At 63.7% G+C, this 17,657-nt stretch carries 11 protein-coding genes and 1 pseudogene; 7 read left to right on the top strand and 5 right to left on the bottom strand.

Annotation, left to right across the window (positions count from 1 at the left end):
• Nucleotides 1-74: 74 nt before the first annotated feature.
• The 3 genes from ACN8HC_RS03295 to ACN8HC_RS03285 all read right to left on the bottom strand — a co-directional run bounded on the left by ACN8HC_RS03295 (nt 75) and on the right by ACN8HC_RS03285 (nt 6,310).
• Nucleotides 75-989, bottom strand: coding sequence for a tyrosine-type recombinase/integrase (locus tag ACN8HC_RS03295; RefSeq protein WP_490073432.1), 915 nt, complete (start codon nt 987-989; stop codon nt 75-77).
• A 466-nt stretch (nt 990-1,455) separates the two neighbouring features.
• A complete protein-coding gene (locus ACN8HC_RS03290; protein ID WP_490073431.1) occupies nt 1,456-4,998 on the bottom strand; it encodes a DUF4020 domain-containing protein in 3,543 nt (1,180 codons plus the stop codon).
• 691 nt (nt 4,999-5,689) lie between these two features.
• Nucleotides 5,690-6,310 (bottom strand): DUF4145 domain-containing protein, encoded by a 621-nt coding sequence (locus ACN8HC_RS03285; RefSeq protein WP_490073430.1) that lies wholly within the window; start codon nt 6,308-6,310, stop codon nt 5,690-5,692.
• A 1,206-nt stretch (nt 6,311-7,516) separates the two neighbouring features.
• On the opposite strand from ACN8HC_RS03285, the gene ACN8HC_RS03280 reads away from it, so the two are divergent.
• Nucleotides 7,517-8,968, top strand: a complete 1,452-nt coding sequence (locus ACN8HC_RS03280; protein ID WP_490073429.1) for a hypothetical protein — start codon at nt 7,517-7,519, stop codon at nt 8,966-8,968.
• 191 nt (nt 8,969-9,159) lie between these two features.
• Here ACN8HC_RS03280 and ACN8HC_RS03275 read toward each other — a convergent pair whose 3' ends face one another.
• Nucleotides 9,160-9,462, bottom strand: a complete 303-nt coding sequence (locus ACN8HC_RS03275; protein ID WP_490073696.1) for a hypothetical protein — start codon at nt 9,460-9,462, stop codon at nt 9,160-9,162.
• On the opposite strand from ACN8HC_RS03275, the pseudogene ACN8HC_RS03270 reads away from it, so the two are divergent.
• Together ACN8HC_RS03270 and ACN8HC_RS03265 are read left to right on the top strand one after the other, a co-directional pair.
• Nucleotides 9,383-10,685 (top strand): annotated as a pseudogene (locus tag ACN8HC_RS03270) (DUF4238 domain-containing protein). The gene ACN8HC_RS03275 and the pseudogene ACN8HC_RS03270 overlap by 80 nt on opposite strands.
• A 182-nt stretch (nt 10,686-10,867) precedes the next feature.
• Nucleotides 10,868-13,270, top strand: coding sequence for a hypothetical protein (locus ACN8HC_RS03265; protein ID WP_490073428.1), 2,403 nt, complete (start codon nt 10,868-10,870; stop codon nt 13,268-13,270).
• 143 nt (nt 13,271-13,413) lie between these two features.
• Here the strand turns inward: ACN8HC_RS03265 and ACN8HC_RS03260 are convergent, their stop codons facing one another.
• Nucleotides 13,414-13,764 (bottom strand): hypothetical protein, encoded by a 351-nt coding sequence (locus tag ACN8HC_RS03260; RefSeq protein WP_490073427.1) that lies wholly within the window; start codon nt 13,762-13,764, stop codon nt 13,414-13,416.
• On the opposite strand from ACN8HC_RS03260, the gene ACN8HC_RS03255 reads away from it, so the two are divergent.
• From ACN8HC_RS03255 to ACN8HC_RS03240, 4 genes are all read left to right on the top strand, one after another.
• The gene (locus tag ACN8HC_RS03255) at nt 13,756-13,920 is read left to right on the top strand and encodes a hypothetical protein (protein WP_490073426.1); all 165 of its coding nucleotides are present in this window, start codon (nt 13,756-13,758) and stop codon (nt 13,918-13,920) included. The genes ACN8HC_RS03260 and ACN8HC_RS03255 overlap by 9 nt on opposite strands.
• Complete coding sequence (locus tag ACN8HC_RS03250; RefSeq protein WP_490073425.1) at nt 13,920-16,343, top strand: type I restriction endonuclease subunit R; 2,424 nt, start codon at nt 13,920-13,922, stop codon at nt 16,341-16,343. The genes ACN8HC_RS03255 and ACN8HC_RS03250 overlap by 1 nt, the downstream gene beginning before the upstream one ends.
• Before the next feature lie 94 nt (nt 16,344-16,437).
• Nucleotides 16,438-17,025: a hypothetical protein gene (locus ACN8HC_RS03245; protein ID WP_490073424.1), complete on the top strand. Its 588-nt coding sequence runs from the start codon at nt 16,438-16,440 to the stop codon at nt 17,023-17,025.
• Nucleotides 17,026-17,103: 78 nt separating this feature from the next.
• A complete protein-coding gene (locus tag ACN8HC_RS03240) occupies nt 17,104-17,565 on the top strand; it encodes a hypothetical protein (protein ID WP_490073423.1) in 462 nt (153 codons plus the stop codon).
• The last annotated feature ends 92 nt before the right edge of the window (nt 17,566-17,657 follow it).

The raw sequence follows: 17,657 nt of genomic DNA, 5'->3' as shown, positions 1-17,657 counted from the left end.
TTCAGTACTTGTGTGCCACGCAACGCTTCGCCTACTGGTCTATCTGGGCGGATCCGGCGTCGCCGAGTGGTTGCTCAGACGCCGGCGACGTAGGCGGTGAGGAAGTGGACGCCGTGGCGGTCGAGGTTGCCGCGGGCGCGGTCGTAGTGTTCGGTGGTGCGTGGGTCGGCGTGCCGGGCCAGGATCTGCGCGTCTCGTAACGGGACTCCGGCGTCCAGGGCGTTGGTGATCGCGGCGTGGCGCAGCGAATGTGGGCTGATGTGTCGTGGGATCGCGGCGGCATGAGCGATGCGGGTGACCATCCGGTATACGTCGCGACGGTCGATGGGTTTCCCGGAGAGTGGTCGCAGGATCAGGGGGCCGGTGGTGCGCTGGCCGCGGCAGGTTTCCAGCACCCGTAGTACCGGGACGGTCAGTGGCATGGTCGCTGGCTTGTTGCCCTTGCCGACCAGGTGCAGCACCCGGTACCCGCGCAGAGTGTCGGTGTAGTCCTCGATCCGTACGGCGGCCGCTTCAGAGGCGCGTAACGCGTTGATGCCCAGTAGATACGCGAGGGCGCCGTGGTGCACGGTAATGGTTTGGGCGACCTGCAGGAAGCGGATTAGCTCGAGCCGGTCCAACCCTTGGGTGCGGGTTTCGTCGCGGTGGATCTTGGGCAATCGCGCGTACACGGCTGGGTCGGAGCCGATGAGACCGTCAATGTGCGCGAAGCGAAAGTATCCGCGCACGGCGTGCATCATCGTGTTGATCGAGGAGTCCATCAGGCCGCGTTCTCCGAGGCTGCGGATGTAGAGCTCGACGTGGGCACGTTGGATGCCGGTCAACGGCTCCAGGCCGTTGGTCTCGCACCAGGTAAACCATTCTCGTAGTTGGAAGGCGTAGAGGGTGTGGGTTCGGCCGGAGTATCGGGCGAGGAAGGAGACTGCCGCCAAGTGGGCGGCCGACATTGTCGCCGGTTGGAACGGCGAAACGATGGTGGTTGCGGACATGAGGTCACCCTGCGGCGCAGAAGATGACGTCCGAAACCCGCTCGCCGCCAGCGCGGGTCGGGCACTCGGACACCAACGACGCTACGTTCCTCAGACCGGTGACGCACCCACGAACCTGGCGGCGGTATGCCGCGCTTCCGGCGTGGCACCGGGGGCGCAGAGAACCACCAGGAAGCACACACCCGTCGAGCGTCGCCGGGTGGAACTGCGGCAGCGTCGCAGGTGTCGAAACCGGCACTTTGAGTGATCACGGTTTCGCTGCAGACCGCCTGGCGATCGTGAAGGATGTCGCCGGGGCAACGGGTCGCGGCACCTAGATAGCAAAGCGGCTCATGGTGGGAGGTCTGCCGATCCATTTGGTTCGGACTGCATTGCGTCGACCAGGAACGTCGTTTACGCCTCATTCGCAGGCACCCCGGCGGGCCCAAATCGAGTTTCTACATACATCGGGCAGAGGCGATACGGCTCACCACTCTGCTGCGTCGGTGCAGCCGAGGCGCATCGCCTCGTCGATCAGCGCCGACAGATCGGGACGCGGGTCTCCGTTCTTGAGGGCCTCCACGATCTGGGGCAGATAGTGCCCGAGCTGCCAGAGCTGTTCGGTAGTGCCGCTGAGAAGCTGTGTGATGAAGTCCGTCCAGGTCTCGGCTTCGGCGACTAGGTCCTCCTCGGCGAGACGGTGCAGCAGCAGGTCGTGGTTCACGAATCTGGCGTCTGACTGCTTGATCAAGCCGACCGCTGCAGCCCGTTCGCTCCGGAGTTCGAGCACCCACCGAGCCATTACCGACGCCTCTTCGACTGTGAGCGGTAGCGGGACGGACTCGGCGCGGCCCGTCCAGTACTTGCGAATCCATCGGGTCCACTGCTGCGTGGCGTCGTCGTCATTGAGGTCTGACAGGCGGGCGGCAACGCGGCTGGCCCAAGCTGTCCTCAGCTCTGGTGAGGCAGTTGTCACAAAGCGTAGAAGCCAAGTGTCGGCATCGACCGACGTGAACATCGCGATCAAGGCGAAGTGGTCTGCGAGCTGGGTTCGGGACTGTTCTCGTCCAAGGTCCTCGGTATGTTGGCACGACTGCAGGTAAAGGTCGAGCAGGCCAGCCTCTAGGAGACCGTCGTCGGGACGTCCTCTGGCCAGGAACCCCTGCCAAACAGCTGGCGTGTCGGTCCGGTCGGTACTCCAATCGAAGAGAGGCAGCAGGTTTGCGCTTGTCCACTCCGGGTCGGCCGCGAAGAAGAAGCGCAGGTTTGACCCGAGAACTGTGCGAGCGAGAAGGCCATTACGACGTTCGGCCTCGACCAGGAGGTCCAACTGACCTTTTAGCTCATCTGGCAGTCCAGACCAGTCGCCTTGATCTGAACCCCACTCGAACTTGACCACCTTCGTCCAAAACTGGGCGAGGTTGCCGGCCGGATGGTTAATGGCCTCGAGGACGCGGTCGTCGCCGCCAGAAAGGTTCGCGGTGACCTCCTCGACAGGCCAGAGGCGGGTCGCCAGTTCGCGCGCTGACTCGTACTGATGCCATGCGGTGGGGCGCCCGTCGCGGCCGCCGTTCGCGAGCATCCGTGCCGCGTTCCCTCGGATCTGTCCGGTCGGCCAAGCACTGGTCGTATCGATCACGGCCGTGATCTGTCGGTCGTCCAGTTCGGCCTCAGCCCAACCGTCGATCAGCGCCCAGCGCAGGTCCCGATCATCTTCGTCGAGGTGACTTGCTACGAGCAAGCCGTCGGCAGGGTACTTCTTGACGCAGCCGCGGACGGTGCCGACCGCTCCATGCCAGGTTGGTCCAGTTAGCTGGAATTCGTCGACGGACTGGAAGGTATGTATCTCGGTCATCGCTGCCTCGGGGGCGTTCTGAATCTTGGCGTGAAGTTCATCGACTGTGAATGGTTCGGCATCCTCGACAATGCCTGCCGTCATGACCATGTTGAGGTCGGGGTCCGCCCGCGGCGCGTACTCACGGTGTTCCTCCTGTTCCTTGTCGAAGGCGTCCGTGACGGCAGAGATCTGAGGAGCGACTCGGGCAAGCCACGCGAGGAGGTTGTACTTGCGGTACGGAGACGGGTCCCCGTCGTCACCCGTGGGAGGCCCGTCAATGACCCGCTCTACAAGGGATTGCACCGCATCAGGTGTGGCGCTAGGGACCGCCTGCTTTAGGAGTAGGAACGCCTCGTGCTGTACGTCGAGGTCGTAGAGCATGTTCTGCTGGCAGATCCAGCTGAGCTTCTCGTCGGCGCCGCGGTCTGTGCGCATTCTCCAGCCATGGACCGCCAGCCGGCGAAAGAGCGCATTGGCCGCCCTCGCCCATCCATCGAGATAGGCTGTGGCCGCGAGTGGATCGCTGACGAGCATCCGTTCGATGCAGTCGCGTGCGGCGTCGATGAGGACATCCATAGACTCGCGGATCTCATCCTGCTGGTGCGGCTCGATGGCTGACCGACCCAAGCTGATGATGTCGGATATGGCATCTGGACGAATAGATCGCAGCATTCGGTGGGCAGTCCACAGGTGGCCGGTCACCAGGTCGAGGAGCGCGTGGGCGTGCTCATCGAGGATCGGCACGAACACCTTGGTCCAGGCGGAGGTCAGGCAGTACTCCGTGCCGACGAGGTCGATGTCGAAGCTCGGCTGGGTCGTTGTATCGCCCCAGTCGATACCGGAGGCGAGGATCGGGCGGGTGCGGTGCTCAAAAAGCAGCAGAGCGAGGTCCAGCCTCTCTCTCCAGCCCTCCTTGGTGAGAAGCATGTCGAGCGCGTCGTTGCGGCCTAGGCGCGCCTGCTGCAAGGCGAGCAGGAGCCATGGTGTTTGCCAGACCGGTACGACCCCGTCTTGAGCACACAGCCGCCGCGTGATGCTCGCAAGGGTGAACTGCGACCACTCCCGATCGCGCATGACCCGTAGTGCGGCCGGTGACTCGCCCTCCACGATCACGTAGTGGTTCACGACCCATGCGATGATGGCTTGAGTGACGGCCAAGGCCCGTTCGTCTTTCGGCTCCGCGTTTGCGAACAGCCGAGTGAACTCGGGACGCGAAGCGACCCACGAGAGCCAGTCATGCCCCCGCGCCTTCTCTACGAAGTACTGGACTCGTTCGGGGTCGCCGAGGCTCTCCTCGAGGTAGGAGCTCTCCTCAGGCGTGAGGACGCGTTCGGGTGGGAGGACGCTAGCCGCTTCGACAAGGTCGTCGTCGTTAGCGGGGTTGACTGGGGGGCCTGTGGTGACGAGGTCGGCGATCAGGCGGCGGTGCTCCGCCCGTCCGCGCGTTGCGGATTGAGCCCATGCCTCCAGCGTCTCGGACAGCGCAATGTGCGAGTTTTCAGGCGCCCGGTACACGACCGGAGTGAGGCCGTACGACTTCCACTCGGGCAAGTCCTCGCGATGGGTGAACACGAACCGTTTGCCAACGCGTCCCAGCGAGCGACCCAAGTACTGCATGACCAGGTCGCCGTAGCTGTAGCCGATGAACAGGACCGTGAAGGCCGAGAACATCCGGTCGAGAAATCGAGCTGCCCATGCTTCGCGGATATACGCGTGCCCAAAGTCGGTATCGGTGACCACAAGGCGGCGGGGCTCTTGGTGCAGTGCCCCATGGAGATGAACGATGCCCTTGAAGTCGTCACCCACCGGTAGCGCCGGTCCGCGGAAAACCTCGACATCGAGTCCGACCGCTGCTGCAGCAGTGGTCAAGTGCTGGTCGTAGTTGGTCGTTACTATCCGTACGGGTGGATGCGCGCGCGAGAGATCGATGATCGCCTGGTGCAGGCGGTTCGGTCGTGAGTTCGGCATGTCGATCGCCTTGGCGACGAGGTCGTGGACCCTGATGCCGCGGTCCTCCAGCTCGCCAAGGAACTTGTCGAGGCGCTTGAGTTCGGCCTCCGTCGGCGGGGTAGCGGCACGGGCACCAACTTCTTTCACGAGGCCCTTAAAGTCCGGAAGGTTGGCCGGTGGGTCCACGGACGCGCCGGCGCCGACGAAGACGACGAGCCGCCCGGCGCGGGCTGCTTCGACCAACTCACCTGGGACATCTACATCGCGGATCCACACAACCAGAACCTATCCCCGTGAGACCACGGTTGGCGGAGGCACGTCATTCTGGGCGGTAGGACGCAGCAACCACGGCGGACACCCGAACGAGCCCGCGAAACGGTGTGTGCAAATCCACAGAGAGGTTCTCCGACGCTCAGCACTCGAGTCCGGCGCTGCGCGAGCGCTGCACACCACGACGACGACTGTCGAGATGCAACCAAGATTGACCACGACACGCCCTGAAGACTGACCAGATCGCGCCAAGTAGAAACTTGGCCAATCTGTCCCGAAGGTGGCGTGTCCTCTTGACACGAGTCGGGAGGCGTGGGATCGGACGTTGCGATCGGTCGCCTGCAAGAAGCAGGGCAAAGTCGAACCGACGAGGTGTTCGCGAGCTCAGTCGAGGTTTACGTCCCAGCCCGCAGGGCCCGTCAGGTTGTGCGTGAAAGTTGTGGCCCCCGAGCGCCCCAGCGCGAGGCCTGAGGCAAAGACGCTGCCTCAGGCTTCGTTGAGGGGCAACGCGGTTCGACGCTTTCGCCGGTCTCGTTGGGAGGGAACGAAGGTGCGAGGCGGCCGCGAACACCGTTGGTGCTGAGGGTGGTTCGAGCTGACCGTTAGCCGACACCGACTGACAGTGGTTAACAGTCCCGTCAAGCACCGGACGGCACCGCGTGCGTCAGCCCGCGGCGTCGCCCGCCCGTGCTTCCTTCGCCGCCTCTCGCGCGCCCTTGCGGCGCTTGACCCGCTCTGGCCGCTGGTAGACCGCTTCGAGGATGTCAGCCATGAACTCCAGCATTTCGGCAGCGTCCTCCTCGGTCGCCCCCACCTCGAAGTCGCCGTGCGCCATATCGTTGCCGATGTGGCGGATCTCGTGCGCCTCATCGCGCACGTCCTCGCTGATCTTTCCGAGCTCGTGGAGCTTATCGACGCGCGTCTCCAGGTTGCTCCCGTTCACGCCTTGGTCCTTACAGGTCGTTTCGATGACGGCGCGGGCAAGGATCAGGGTGCCCCGGTGCGCGTCGATCGAGTGGCAGCGGTGCGCCTCGTCGGCGGCTGCGGCGATCGCGGGCGGCACGTCCGGGAAGTCTTTTCCTCCGGGCGCAAAGGGCAGCCACGCGTCCTGTTTCGTCCGAGCGAAATCCACCACCCGCCGAGACTCTGCGGGATCGACGTCCAGGAGGCCAATGCTCGGGTACCCGCAGCCCGGGCAGGCGTAGAACGTGGCCTGCTTTGGCCCCCGGGGTGCCCACGGGTCGTCGTCGGTGAACCGGTACGCACCCTTCTCTTGCGGCGTCATCAGGGCTGTTTTGTCGCAGTGCCAGCACGTTCTACTCGCCATGCCGTCATGCTGCCAGACGCCCTCGACGAGTGCCGCTCGGACGGTCGCATTCACTCATAGAGGCGCCGACGGGCTGAGGTCGGAGCAGCCAAAGCAGCGAAACGCAAGATGTCGACCTCAACGATCCGCCTGCCAGTCTGACGCGAACCGAGGCTGCCGAGATCCCGTCCCCCTGCAGCTAAGAACCGGCAAGGTGCCTGTGATCTGCACATCGAGATCAGAGTGTCGCGTACATCACACTTGCTGTCCCGCGCCTGAAAACTCCGCGAAAGGTTCGTGGAACGAGAACTTTCGCGCAGGCCCAACCATCGACCAAGGCCGAGCAGCGTCACGGCTCGCTACGCGGGCGGATGGTGGCGCTGGATCCTCCTTCAAATGGTGTTGCGTTCTGGACAGTGGCCGTTAAGTCCTCTCCGGCAGACCACGGTTCCAGGGTGGGTCAGCACAGCATCGTCGGCCGTAGCGTCGGCATTATGCGCCGCCGAGAAGCTGCACGACCGGCGGCGCAGCGGGACTCGTGGTGGCTGAGCTCGATCGCTCTGCCTTCTACGCGGCAGACTCGGTCACCCGCGCGGAAAGATCCTGCTTGCAGGTGTTCGTTCGCCTGAGAAGCCCACATATCCCACATCTCGGTGTCCTGCTCGCGCACCATGATCAGGAATCTGACGTTTTGCAGGTGCCCGCGGACCGGCGCGTACGGCTGCGTCGCTAGCCGCGCGGGTCCCCGACCCGCCTATTACAGATACGACTGGACGAACAGATCCCAAAATCCTGTCCTTGTTTGGCCCTGGTTGGTGGCAGGACAGTAGGAGTTCGTGGAGCCGACACGCGGCTCCACCAGCTCGAAGGAGAGATGCCGTGATTGAGCTCCTGAAGCGTGCCTACCTCAGAATCAGGGACATTCTGAGCCGAGTCGAAGTTGGCTCAGCACGTCGGGGCAACGCCCTCGTACGAGCCGATGGTGGCAAGACGGAGCGGTCGGACGGAGACCGCTCCTTGCAGATACCCGGGCTGCTCGCGTCGGGCCTGGCCGTGCTTCTTGAGGCGATCGGAGTCCCGTATCGAGTCGCTGAATGTGCTGTGGCGCTCGTGATCGAAGTCATGGAGCACCTCTCGGGCGGTTCTGCCCATGCTCATCCACTCGCAATGGCGGAGGTCTGAGCCATGCCGGGTCCGGCACGAACTGGACATCTCAGCATCCTGCGGCGCGCGCTGATCGCCTACACGCACGGTTCCCTCCAGGTCAACGACGGGTTGACGGTCGCGGCGCGGGCGATCCAACGGATACCTGATCGAGATGTCGGCGAGTACACAGTTCGTAAGCCGGACCCCGCGCACAACCAGAAGACCTTCCGTAAGTACTGGGGAGCGCCGACAGACTCCGGATCGAGAGGCCACGAAGTGGTCGAACGAATGTTTACTGAGGCCCTCTGGCGCAGCGACGAACTCGGCGACTACGTCGCGGAAGACGTAGCGCTCGACCAGTGGGACCGCGCCCTCTGGCGCTTGGCAGAGGACATCGAAACGGCCCCGCACAAGGACTTGCTGAAGTTATCCCAACGCCTCCGCGGCCTAGGACAGATCGGCGTTGAGAACGGTCCGGCTGTCCGCGAGATCATCGCTGCCGCGATAGTGCAGAATCCAACAGTCAACGGCGGGCTGCGAGCGGTAACTCCGCGCTTGCTGCAATCGATCGCGGACTCCGCTTACCGCGCAGGCGTCAACGACGTCGACCTGACGGATCTGTTGCTCGGGCCACCCCTGGGTGCCGAGCACCCGGCATCCGGTTCGCCAGGCGCGACGGGCCGGGCCTCGCAACTGGCAGGCGAACAAGGCAAAGTCGAGTCGCAGACCCGGCTGCTGCTCCGCCTCTCCCTTGTGGCGGGCAAGAGCTTCGACGCGGCCATGACCGCGACGCACACTGAGTTGCAGCGCCGCCGACTGAAGTTCGCTCGTGGAGCGGCGTATCACGCCGGCATCGGCGCGCTGCTAGAGCTGGACCGCCCGTCAGAGGCTGTCGAGATCTACCAGAAGGAGACACTCGATGACGTCGACGACGAATGGTTTGCGGCGACGGCACGCGTTGTGCGCATGCTCATGGTGACCGGACAACATCGCAGCGTGGTCGACGAGGCTTTGAGCAAGGCTCACGAGATGCTCACCGACGACGAGATCACCGGGGGCAGAGAAGTCATGTGGCTCCGTCAGCTGCAGAAGGACACAACTCCAGTGCCTGACGCCCTCGTCGGTTACTGGCTGTCGGCTCGCGAGGACAGCTTCCTCGGAGAGTGGTCGATGCTGGAGTCCGCCGAGTTGCTCGTCTGGGCGTTGGACCGCCGGGGCTACTCCGCGTCTGCGCTGGAGTTCGCTCGCGACACCGTGCACTCAAACGACCGCCACTGCCTGACCCGGGCGGACCGGCGACGGTGGGACGAGCTACACAAGCGAGTGGGCGACAGCCCGACCCGTGCCGAGCATTCGAGTGACGTCGACCGAGCGCTAAAGACGCTCCACCGCGCTCTCCTGACCCGCTCCGGTCCGATACAACTGAGTAGCGTGCGGGAACTCGACCAGCTCGCTACGGTCTTACGAACGCGCGCTCAGGCGTGGTGGTGACCGCAGACCTCGCCTGCTTGGTTTGGCTGCCGCGTACTCGGCCACCGCAGGTCGCTGAGTGTCGTGGTGATGGCGGCGAGGTCCGACACCACGGCACCAAGAACTGAGGGCAGCAAGACTAGGCGATGCCAGCGATCGATAGATCGGTCTCGGTTCCTGCGGCTTGATGCTTCCGCGGACCCGATACGTCGTCACGCGAAGGCTTCGTGCTGGAACATGATGCCGTTCCACCAGATGACGTCTGCGTCGATTCCGTTCTCTTTCACGACTTTTCGAGCGAGCTGCGTGGGTTTGCCGGCGAGTAGGACTGCAACTCGGTCGATATTGGTGGCTTGGGTGATTGCGCCGAGCACCACCGTGACCGTCCGGGTCCGTCGACTACTCGGAAGGGTGCCTGCCCGTTGGGGCTGCTGGATGACGTGTGCGCATCTTTCATGGCGGACTGTATTCGTGGTCAGCGCCTCCTGGCTTGCGTTCGCAACGAATTTATACACGCACCTGCACCTCCCCACGGATACGCGGGGAGGTGCCCCTGCTGTCGATGAACGACCGACTCATATCGTAGGAAGCAGCGGCACTTTGGCGGGAAGGACAGCACGCGTGACCGGCAAGAAGACCACGGCGAAGCTCCACCACTACGTGCCCCAGGCATACCTCCGCGGCTTCGCCACTCCGGAGGAGTGCATCCGGGTTGTGCCGCTCGACCGCTCCCGAAAGCCATTCACGCCCGGTGTGAAGAACATCGCGGCTCAGAACCACTTCTACACCGTCAATGAGTTGGAGGAGCCGGACACGTTCGAGAAGGCGCTAAGCGAGCTGGAGAGCAACGCACTGGGCGTCATTAAGGCGGTTCGAGCGGGGCGAATTTCCCCCGTCCGAGCATGACAGGTGGATCTTGTCCTTCTACGTCGCGATGCAGATCGCGCGCGGGCCGGACACGCGCACAATGTCGGAGTACGTCAGCGCGCGCATGGTCCGGATCGAAGTGGGGGTGGGCGGGCGAGAAAATGTCGGTGCCTGGATCCGCTCCCGCCTCGGGTTCGACCCGTCTCCAGAGCAGGAGGCTCGCATCTGGGAGGAAGCCACACGGCCTGGTGGTCCGCCCATCACCTACTCCAACCTGGCCCACATCCGGAACGCCGTCCAGACCGCAGAGGCCCTGACGCCGTACCTCCTGGGCCGGCCGTGGACCCTCGTGCGCTTCGACAGGCGCTCCCTCATCACGTCGGACGCTCCTGTCGGCCTGGTGCGCGGGCAGGACGGCCTGCCCTGGGATGGGGTCGGGTTCGGAACGGCGTGGGGCGTGACGTTCCCGCTCACCCGCAAGCTGGGGCTCCTGATGACCGACGTACTGGCTGCGTTGCCGGGTATCACAGCCGATGGCCCGCTCCTGGGTCAGGTTCACGCCCGCGTGCTCGCGGGGGAAGTCGACCATCCCGAGGTCGGCACGACCGCGATGGAGAAGCTGTTCAACGAGCACACCGTGCAGTCGGCGAGGGAATACGTGTACCTCCACCCGGACGATGAACGATTCGTCCCACAGAACCTGCCCGACCCAGACCTGATCAACATCCATGCGAGTGGTGGCCTCGCCGACATGGACTTCGATGGCACGCCGATGTTCGCGCCGCCCCCGCTCGCACATCCGCGCGACGGCGACAAGCCCGCGGAGTTCGACACGGCCCGAGAAACGGAGGACGAAGCGGATCGGAACTAGAACGCCCGAGGGCGTCGGACGCGCCGTCCGACCGCAACACATGCGTTCGCGTTGCATGTTCAGCATCGTTCTTCCGCGAGCTCGTGTGCCGCTGCTGGATCCTCAGACAGGGGGTATGCCTGTCCGGGTTACCGTGCAGAATCGCCATTGTGACGACAGGTGAGATTGCAGCGTCCAGTGCCATGAGTTACGAGTCTGCCCACTTCACGTTGCGTGCACCGCGGGTGGCAGTCGTCTTCGATGGCGGGGACGATTGGCAGTTCTGGGCATTGACCGCTATGCGCGATGTTACGAACACCTGGGGCGGAGCAGGCTTCGTGCTCGTGCCACACAACAACGGCGTCGTGAACCCAACTCTCGCGGAAGCGGTACGCGCGTACGACCCGGACTTCGTCGTCCCTGCGCAGCGCAGGCTGCGACAATTCGAGGCGCTCAGGGCAGGGTCCATTCGTTCGATGGTGACTGACTGCACGGAGGAACAGGCTGCCGAACTGCTGCGCACCAGCGGCGACCACATCCGTCAGGACGCGCCGGCACACCACGCTGCGGAGAGTCTCGCTGCTTGGTGCAGCCCGTATCTGCGTCGAGAAGGCGAGAGCCGGGACTACGGGTCGTTTGCCTTGGCATCGACAACCAGCATCCCGTCGACTGCCGTCACATTTGACGGTTCACCACGCCTAGCGGTACCCGCCAACTGGCGCGGACCAGCCGCCCTCGCAGCGGCCGTTGCACTCGGGGTAATCGACGAGCCTGCCGAAGACACGATCGAGCTGGGCGACGATGACGTAGCGGACGTTCTCGCTCACTCCTGGGGAGTGAAGTGGCTCCACGGTCTACCAGCCGGACTCGTCCATTCCGCGTCCGGTCTTGATCTCGGATTTGACACTGCGCTCGTGCCACGGGCCCTAGACACAACACAGGTGGGCCTCACCTGGGTAGGCCGCTCTCGCCGGCTACCCCACCCGTTCCGGTATGTCGTCGGGGACAGCGCCGACGACTTTTCGCTGGCAATGATCCTGAACCGGATCAGCGCCAACACCTTCTGGATGCACCCAGACTGGCTACCCGGCAGCGAAACCAAAGTCGCCCGCGTAGTCGAGGAAGCCACCAGCAACTGGTTTCACGCCCCGTCAACGCGCTGGACTTCGCTGAGCATCTTGTCGACCTCAAGGACCGCCGAACAACTGCGACCGTGGGCTGACGTGCTGCGAGGCCTCGGAAGGCGTGCGTGGGAACTCGATGGCGGAACCCTGCGACCTCCTGCGAACGAGATCCGGCAGGTAAGCATCGGAGGGCCGTGGCCCGACCGAGAACGCAACCTTCACCTGGCCGCCAGTGACCAGTTTGACCAGCAGATACCCCTCCCCGTTGTTACCAGGGCCGACAGCAGTGTCACGATCGCGGCAACCCTTCCGCTGCCTAACACCACGACCGGCCAGGCCGCGCTGCTGCCGTACCAGGTAGATCTGGGACTCGATGACCCCCTCTTCCCGACCGGGCGCGGCTTCGACGGCCATGTGATGCTCGTGCGCGACGATTGGCACACCTGGGTGCGCAGTGGACGCGACGCCGTCTCTTACCAGGCGCATCGTTTCGACTTCGTTGCTGCTGGAGCAACGAATCACGGGCAACTGGCCACGCCGCAACTGCAGCTGCCTAGTCTTCGTGCCTGGGTCGACCAGATGGCCCACCAGGCCGGGTACGAAGTGTCCTTGTCCGACGCCGGCCGCAAGAGCGAACTCCTCGCGGAGCTATGGGGCGGGCGGACGGCCATGACCGCCGCGCTCGACGGGCCCCTGCGTGAGGTGTTACGGCAGCTGGCGACACCGCCACGAGGCAAAGGCGACTCCTACCTGAAAGGCCAAGCCGTTCGTCTGGACGCGAATCGCGGTGTCATGACTTTCCAGGGAATGCATGCCTGCTGGCCAGAAGGAACCGCGGAGGAGACGGTCCGCGATCTCATCGACGAGTTGACCATCAAAGGGATCTTCCGGCGAGGACTTCTTCTGCGATGCCCCGGTTGCACCCGCCTGGACTTCATCGCAATCGATGACCTTGGCCAGCTGAGCAGGTGTACCCGATGCCTCGCAGACATCCCCCTAGCTCGGACCAGCTGGAGAATGCCGACGGCTGAACCGAAATGGTTCTATGACGCCCACCCTCTCGCGTCCAATTTGCTGACCAGCCACAGCGACGTGCCATTCCTCCTCGCCAACCACCTCACGAGGCCGACGACCCGATATGCCGATATCGGTGAACTGGAGTTTAAGAAGGACGGCACCTCGCGTGTAGAGATCGATCTGATCGCCCTCATCGACGACAGGCTCGTGGTCGCCGAAGCCAAGAGCAACAGCGACCTTGGAAGGGGAGCATCTCTGACGAAGGCGATCGACAAGCGACTGCTCGTCGCCGAACTGCTCCGGGCCGATGAGGTGGTATTTGCGACAACCGAACCTCAGTGGAGTGAAGCCGTCTCCTCGACGGTTCGAAACGCTCTCGACGACTACCGCTGGGCGGAGATGAGACCGGTTGCCGCTCGCATGATCTGTGGGCTGGGCGGCATCGTGGCCGACCGTCCGGCGTGACCTCTAGAGCGATGGCATCCGGTGACAACAACCTCGTATGGGTCATGAGGCAGACTCGCGTCCGGCGCGACGAGGGGCCGTTGCGCTGATCGATTCCTCAGCGAACTCGGCCGACCGGGACCACTTGGAGCGTGATCGGTCTGTCATGAGGTCGGCGGTTGCACTGCATTGCAGACACGTGCGAACTCTTCATGGCTCAGGTATCCGCCCGCCACAGCGACGCTCAGGTCAGTCCATGTGCCCGGCTTCGACCCGTCTGCCAGCAACCCCGGCGGGTGCTCGGTGAACGTGTAGCTCATCTCCGACAACACGCTCACCAGCTCGTCGCGGTCGGTGCCATCGACGGCGGCGCGAAGGATCACTTCTTCGGGAGTCACCTCGTCGCCGAACTCTTCAACGTAAGCCAGCATTCGATGCACGCGCGGCTGCGTGAGGTGTAGGAGTGCCGCGATGTCGCGCTGCGACCAACCCTGTTGGTGGAAGCGGTGCGCCACGCGACGGTCTTCAAACTGGTCGAGCCGAAGTTGGGAAGATCGAATGCGCTGATCGAGAAGGCCGAACAGTTCATCGAGTTGTCAAAGGAACGGCGCTCCGCCCTGATCACGGCCGCGGTGACCGGGCAGCTCGACGTTCAGGGGGAGGTGGCCTGATGGCAGTCGAGCACGAGAAAGCGTTCGAGGACGAGATCTGCGCGCACCTCGCGGCGAACGGCTGGCTGTACTCCGCGAACGACGACGGCTACGACAAGCAGCGCGCGCTCTTTCCGCAGGACGTGTTCGCCTGGTTGGAGGAGACGCAACCGGACGCGCTAGCGAAGGTCGTCAAACCGACGATGTCTGCGCAAGAGCTGGCACGGGCATGCGACCAACTACTTGACCGACTGGTCAAGACGTTGGACGCTCCTCTCGATGCGGGCGGCGGCACGTTGAACGTGCTGCGGGGTGGGTTCAAGAAGACCCCAGCACGGTTCTCGATGTGCCAGTTCAAACCGGCTACAACGCTGAACGCCTCTGCGTTGGAACGGTATTCGGCAGTTCGAATCCGAGTGATGCGGCAGGTGCACTACTCCACGACGACCGCAAACAGCATCGACCTGGTTCTCTTCGTCAACGGTCTGCCGGTCGCGACGATCGAGCTGAAGACAGACAATACGCAGTCGATCGAGGACGCGACGACGCAGTACCGGCTGGACCGCAACCCGCGGGGGGAGCCGTTGCTGGGGTTCGCGAACCGTTGCCTGGTGCACTTCGCCGTTTCCAACGACGAAGTCGCAATGACCACCCGCCTCGCCGGAACTGCGACGCACTTCCTGCCGTTCAACATTGGTCACGACGGTGGCGCGGGGAACCCGGTGAACCCGGGCGGCGCGGCGACGTCATACCTGTGGGAGCGCGTGCTGCAGCGAGACGCCTGGTTGCACATCATCGGGCGTCTGCTGCACCTCGAAACGCGGACCGACATCGACCCGATCACGGGCGAGGCGACCCGCAAGACGACACTGCTGTTCCCGCGATTCCACCAATGGGAGCTGGTCACCAAACTGCTGGGGACCGTCCGAGCAGAAGGCACTGGACACCGCTACCTGGCGATGCACTCGGCCGGGTCGGGCAAGACAAACTCGATCGCCTGGACCGCACATGGGCTGGCAACCCTGCACGACGAGCAGAACCAGCGGGTTTTCGACACCGTCATCGTCGTCACCGACCGGACCGTGCTGGACGACCAGTTGCAGAAAGCGATCAAGCAGATCGAAGGGGTCGACGGTACCGTCGCGCAGATCAACGCCGACGAGGTCCGCAACGCCGGCAGCGACGACATCAAGTCCAAGTCCGGGCTGCTTGCTGCGGAACTTCTCGCCGGCCGGCTGATCGTGATCGTGACCATGCAGACGTTCCCGTTCGCGTTGCAAACGATCCGGGAGAACAAGGGCCTGCAGGGCAAACGATTCGCGATCATCGCCGACGAGGCGCACTCGTCCCAGACCGGGCAGGCATCGAAGAAGCTGCGGGCAGTCCTCTCGTCGGAGGAGCTGGAGGCGCTGGCCGATGGTGGCGAGATCGACACCGAGGCAATCCTCGCCGCAGACATGGAGTCGCGGGCGGAGTCACCCAACTTGTCGTTCTTCGCGTTCACCGCGACCCCGAAGAACAAGACATTGGAGTTGTTCGGTCGGCCAGGCGCAGACGGGCGACCGGAGCCGTTCCACACCTACACGATGCAGCAGGCGATCGAGGAGGGCTACATCCTCGACGTGCTGCGCAACTACACGACATACAACACCGCCTTCCAGATCGCGGAGAAGTCCAAGCGGCACCTGGAGGAGGTGAGGCTGGTCGATGAGACCGAAGCGACCAAGGGGCTGATGCGGTGGGTGTCGCTGCACCCGACGAACATCGCCCAGAAGGTGCAGATCATCGTCGAGCACTACCGCGCGAACGTGCGGCACCTGCTCGACGGGCACGCCAAGGCGATGGTGGTCACCTCGTCTCGCGAGCACGCCGTGCGCTACAAGGAAGCGATCGACGCGTACATTGCCGAACGCGGCTACCCGCTCGCGACGCTGGTCGCGTTCTCCGGATCGATCGAACTCGATGACGTCACCTTTGCCGGAGTCGAGCAGCCCTACACCGAGACCAACCTCAACAGCGGACTACGAGGCCGAACCTTGCCCGTCGCGTTCGGGACCGATGACTTTCAGATCCTGATCGTCGCGAACAAGTACCAGACTGGGTTCGACCAGCCGCTGCTGAGCGCGATGTATGTCGACAAGCGTCTGTCCGGCGTGACCGCCGTACAGACGCTCTCCCGGCTCAACCGCACCTATTCGGCCGGCGGCAAGGACACGACATACGTCCTAGACTTCGTCAACGACCCCGACGAGATCCTTGAGTCGTTCAAACCGTACTACCGGCAGGCCAGCCTCGAAGACGTCACGGACCCCGACATCGTCCATGACCTGCAGGCCAAACTCGACGCAGCCGGGATCTACACCGACGGCGAAGTCGAGGTTCACTACCGCTTACCTCAGCGGGAAGCACGGTGCCATCAGCGCGCCGCTGAAGTCGGCCGCTGATCGATTCAACGACCAATACGCGGCAGCTCTCGCATCCCAAGACAAGACCGCGGCGGAGCAGCTGGATCTGTTCCGCAAGGATGTCGGCTCATTCGTGAGGCTCTATGACTTCCTGTCGCAGATCATCAACTACCAGGACACCGACCTGGAGAAACGTTCACTGTTTTTGCGGTTCCTGCAGCGGCGACTGACAGGGCGGACAGGAGCGGACGCAGTCGACTTCAGCACGGTCGAACTCACCCACATCAAACAAGCTCGCTCTGGAGACCACGACCTGGACCTCGCCGGTGGCGAGACGCGTCACCTGCAACCGGTCGCCGCAACGGGGACGGGAGCCGCGCGGGATCCACGAATGGTGCGCTTGGCTGAGGTGCTGGCAAAGGTCAATGACCTGTTTGCCGGGGAGGACTTCACCCCCGGCGAGCAGCAATCGTGGGTCGAGGGCATCGTTACCGTCCTGCTCGACAACGAGACCGTCACCACCCAGGCGCGCGCCAACAGTGTCCGCCAATTCGTCGAGTCACCAGACCTGACCGACGCCGTCACCGACGCGGTCGCTGGCAACCAGACCAGCCACAACAAGATGGTCGACTACTTCTTCACTGACGAGAGGGTCAAGGTCCAGCTAGTCAGGCTTCTGGCAGAACTTGTCCATGAAAACGTCAAGGCAATCCGCCGATAAGCGACACTCGAAACGTTACAAATGTCGGTGTTCAGGGAGCGACGGCCGGATGTCGGAGCCGTCGCGTACGTTGAGGGCATGCCAAACGACATCACCCTCACCACCTACGTGAACATCATGAACGCGAAGACTGAGCGCATCGAGCCATCTAAGGGGGTCGACGTGACGCTGTTCGTGAACGGACACGTCATCACAGGCAATCTGATACCGGCCTGGCAGATGCTCGAAGACTTCGGCAAAGGGAAGGACCAAGGCACGGACGATCGGGGTCCGTTTGCGCTTTGCGCCGAGCAGGCCAAGGCCGACGAGCAGCGCGTCCGCGAACTACTCAGCCGCGAAGACAACATCCCGACGACGGATGACGACAGGGAGTTTCTCGAAAACAGCGGACCCTATTTCGTCAACCTCGCGAACGCGAAATGGATGGCGAGCAATGGACAGCTCGCACCCGGCAATGGCGGGGTGCTGATGCGGGTCAAGCTGGAATCGGTTGATGCGTTCGTCGTTGGCACGATGAGCGCGGCGGGCCCCGCTGCTTGACCCGACTTGTGGCAGCCCCGCTGCCGTCGGTCGGTTATGGGCAGTCGCACCGCGGCTTGCAGTAGCGCGAACCAACGCACCGACACTGCCTG

The organism is Flexivirga sp. YIM B11880, assembly GCF_058148645.1.
Note: the sequence above shows the minus strand (reverse complement) of the source record. Positions and strands in the feature narration are given on the sequence as shown.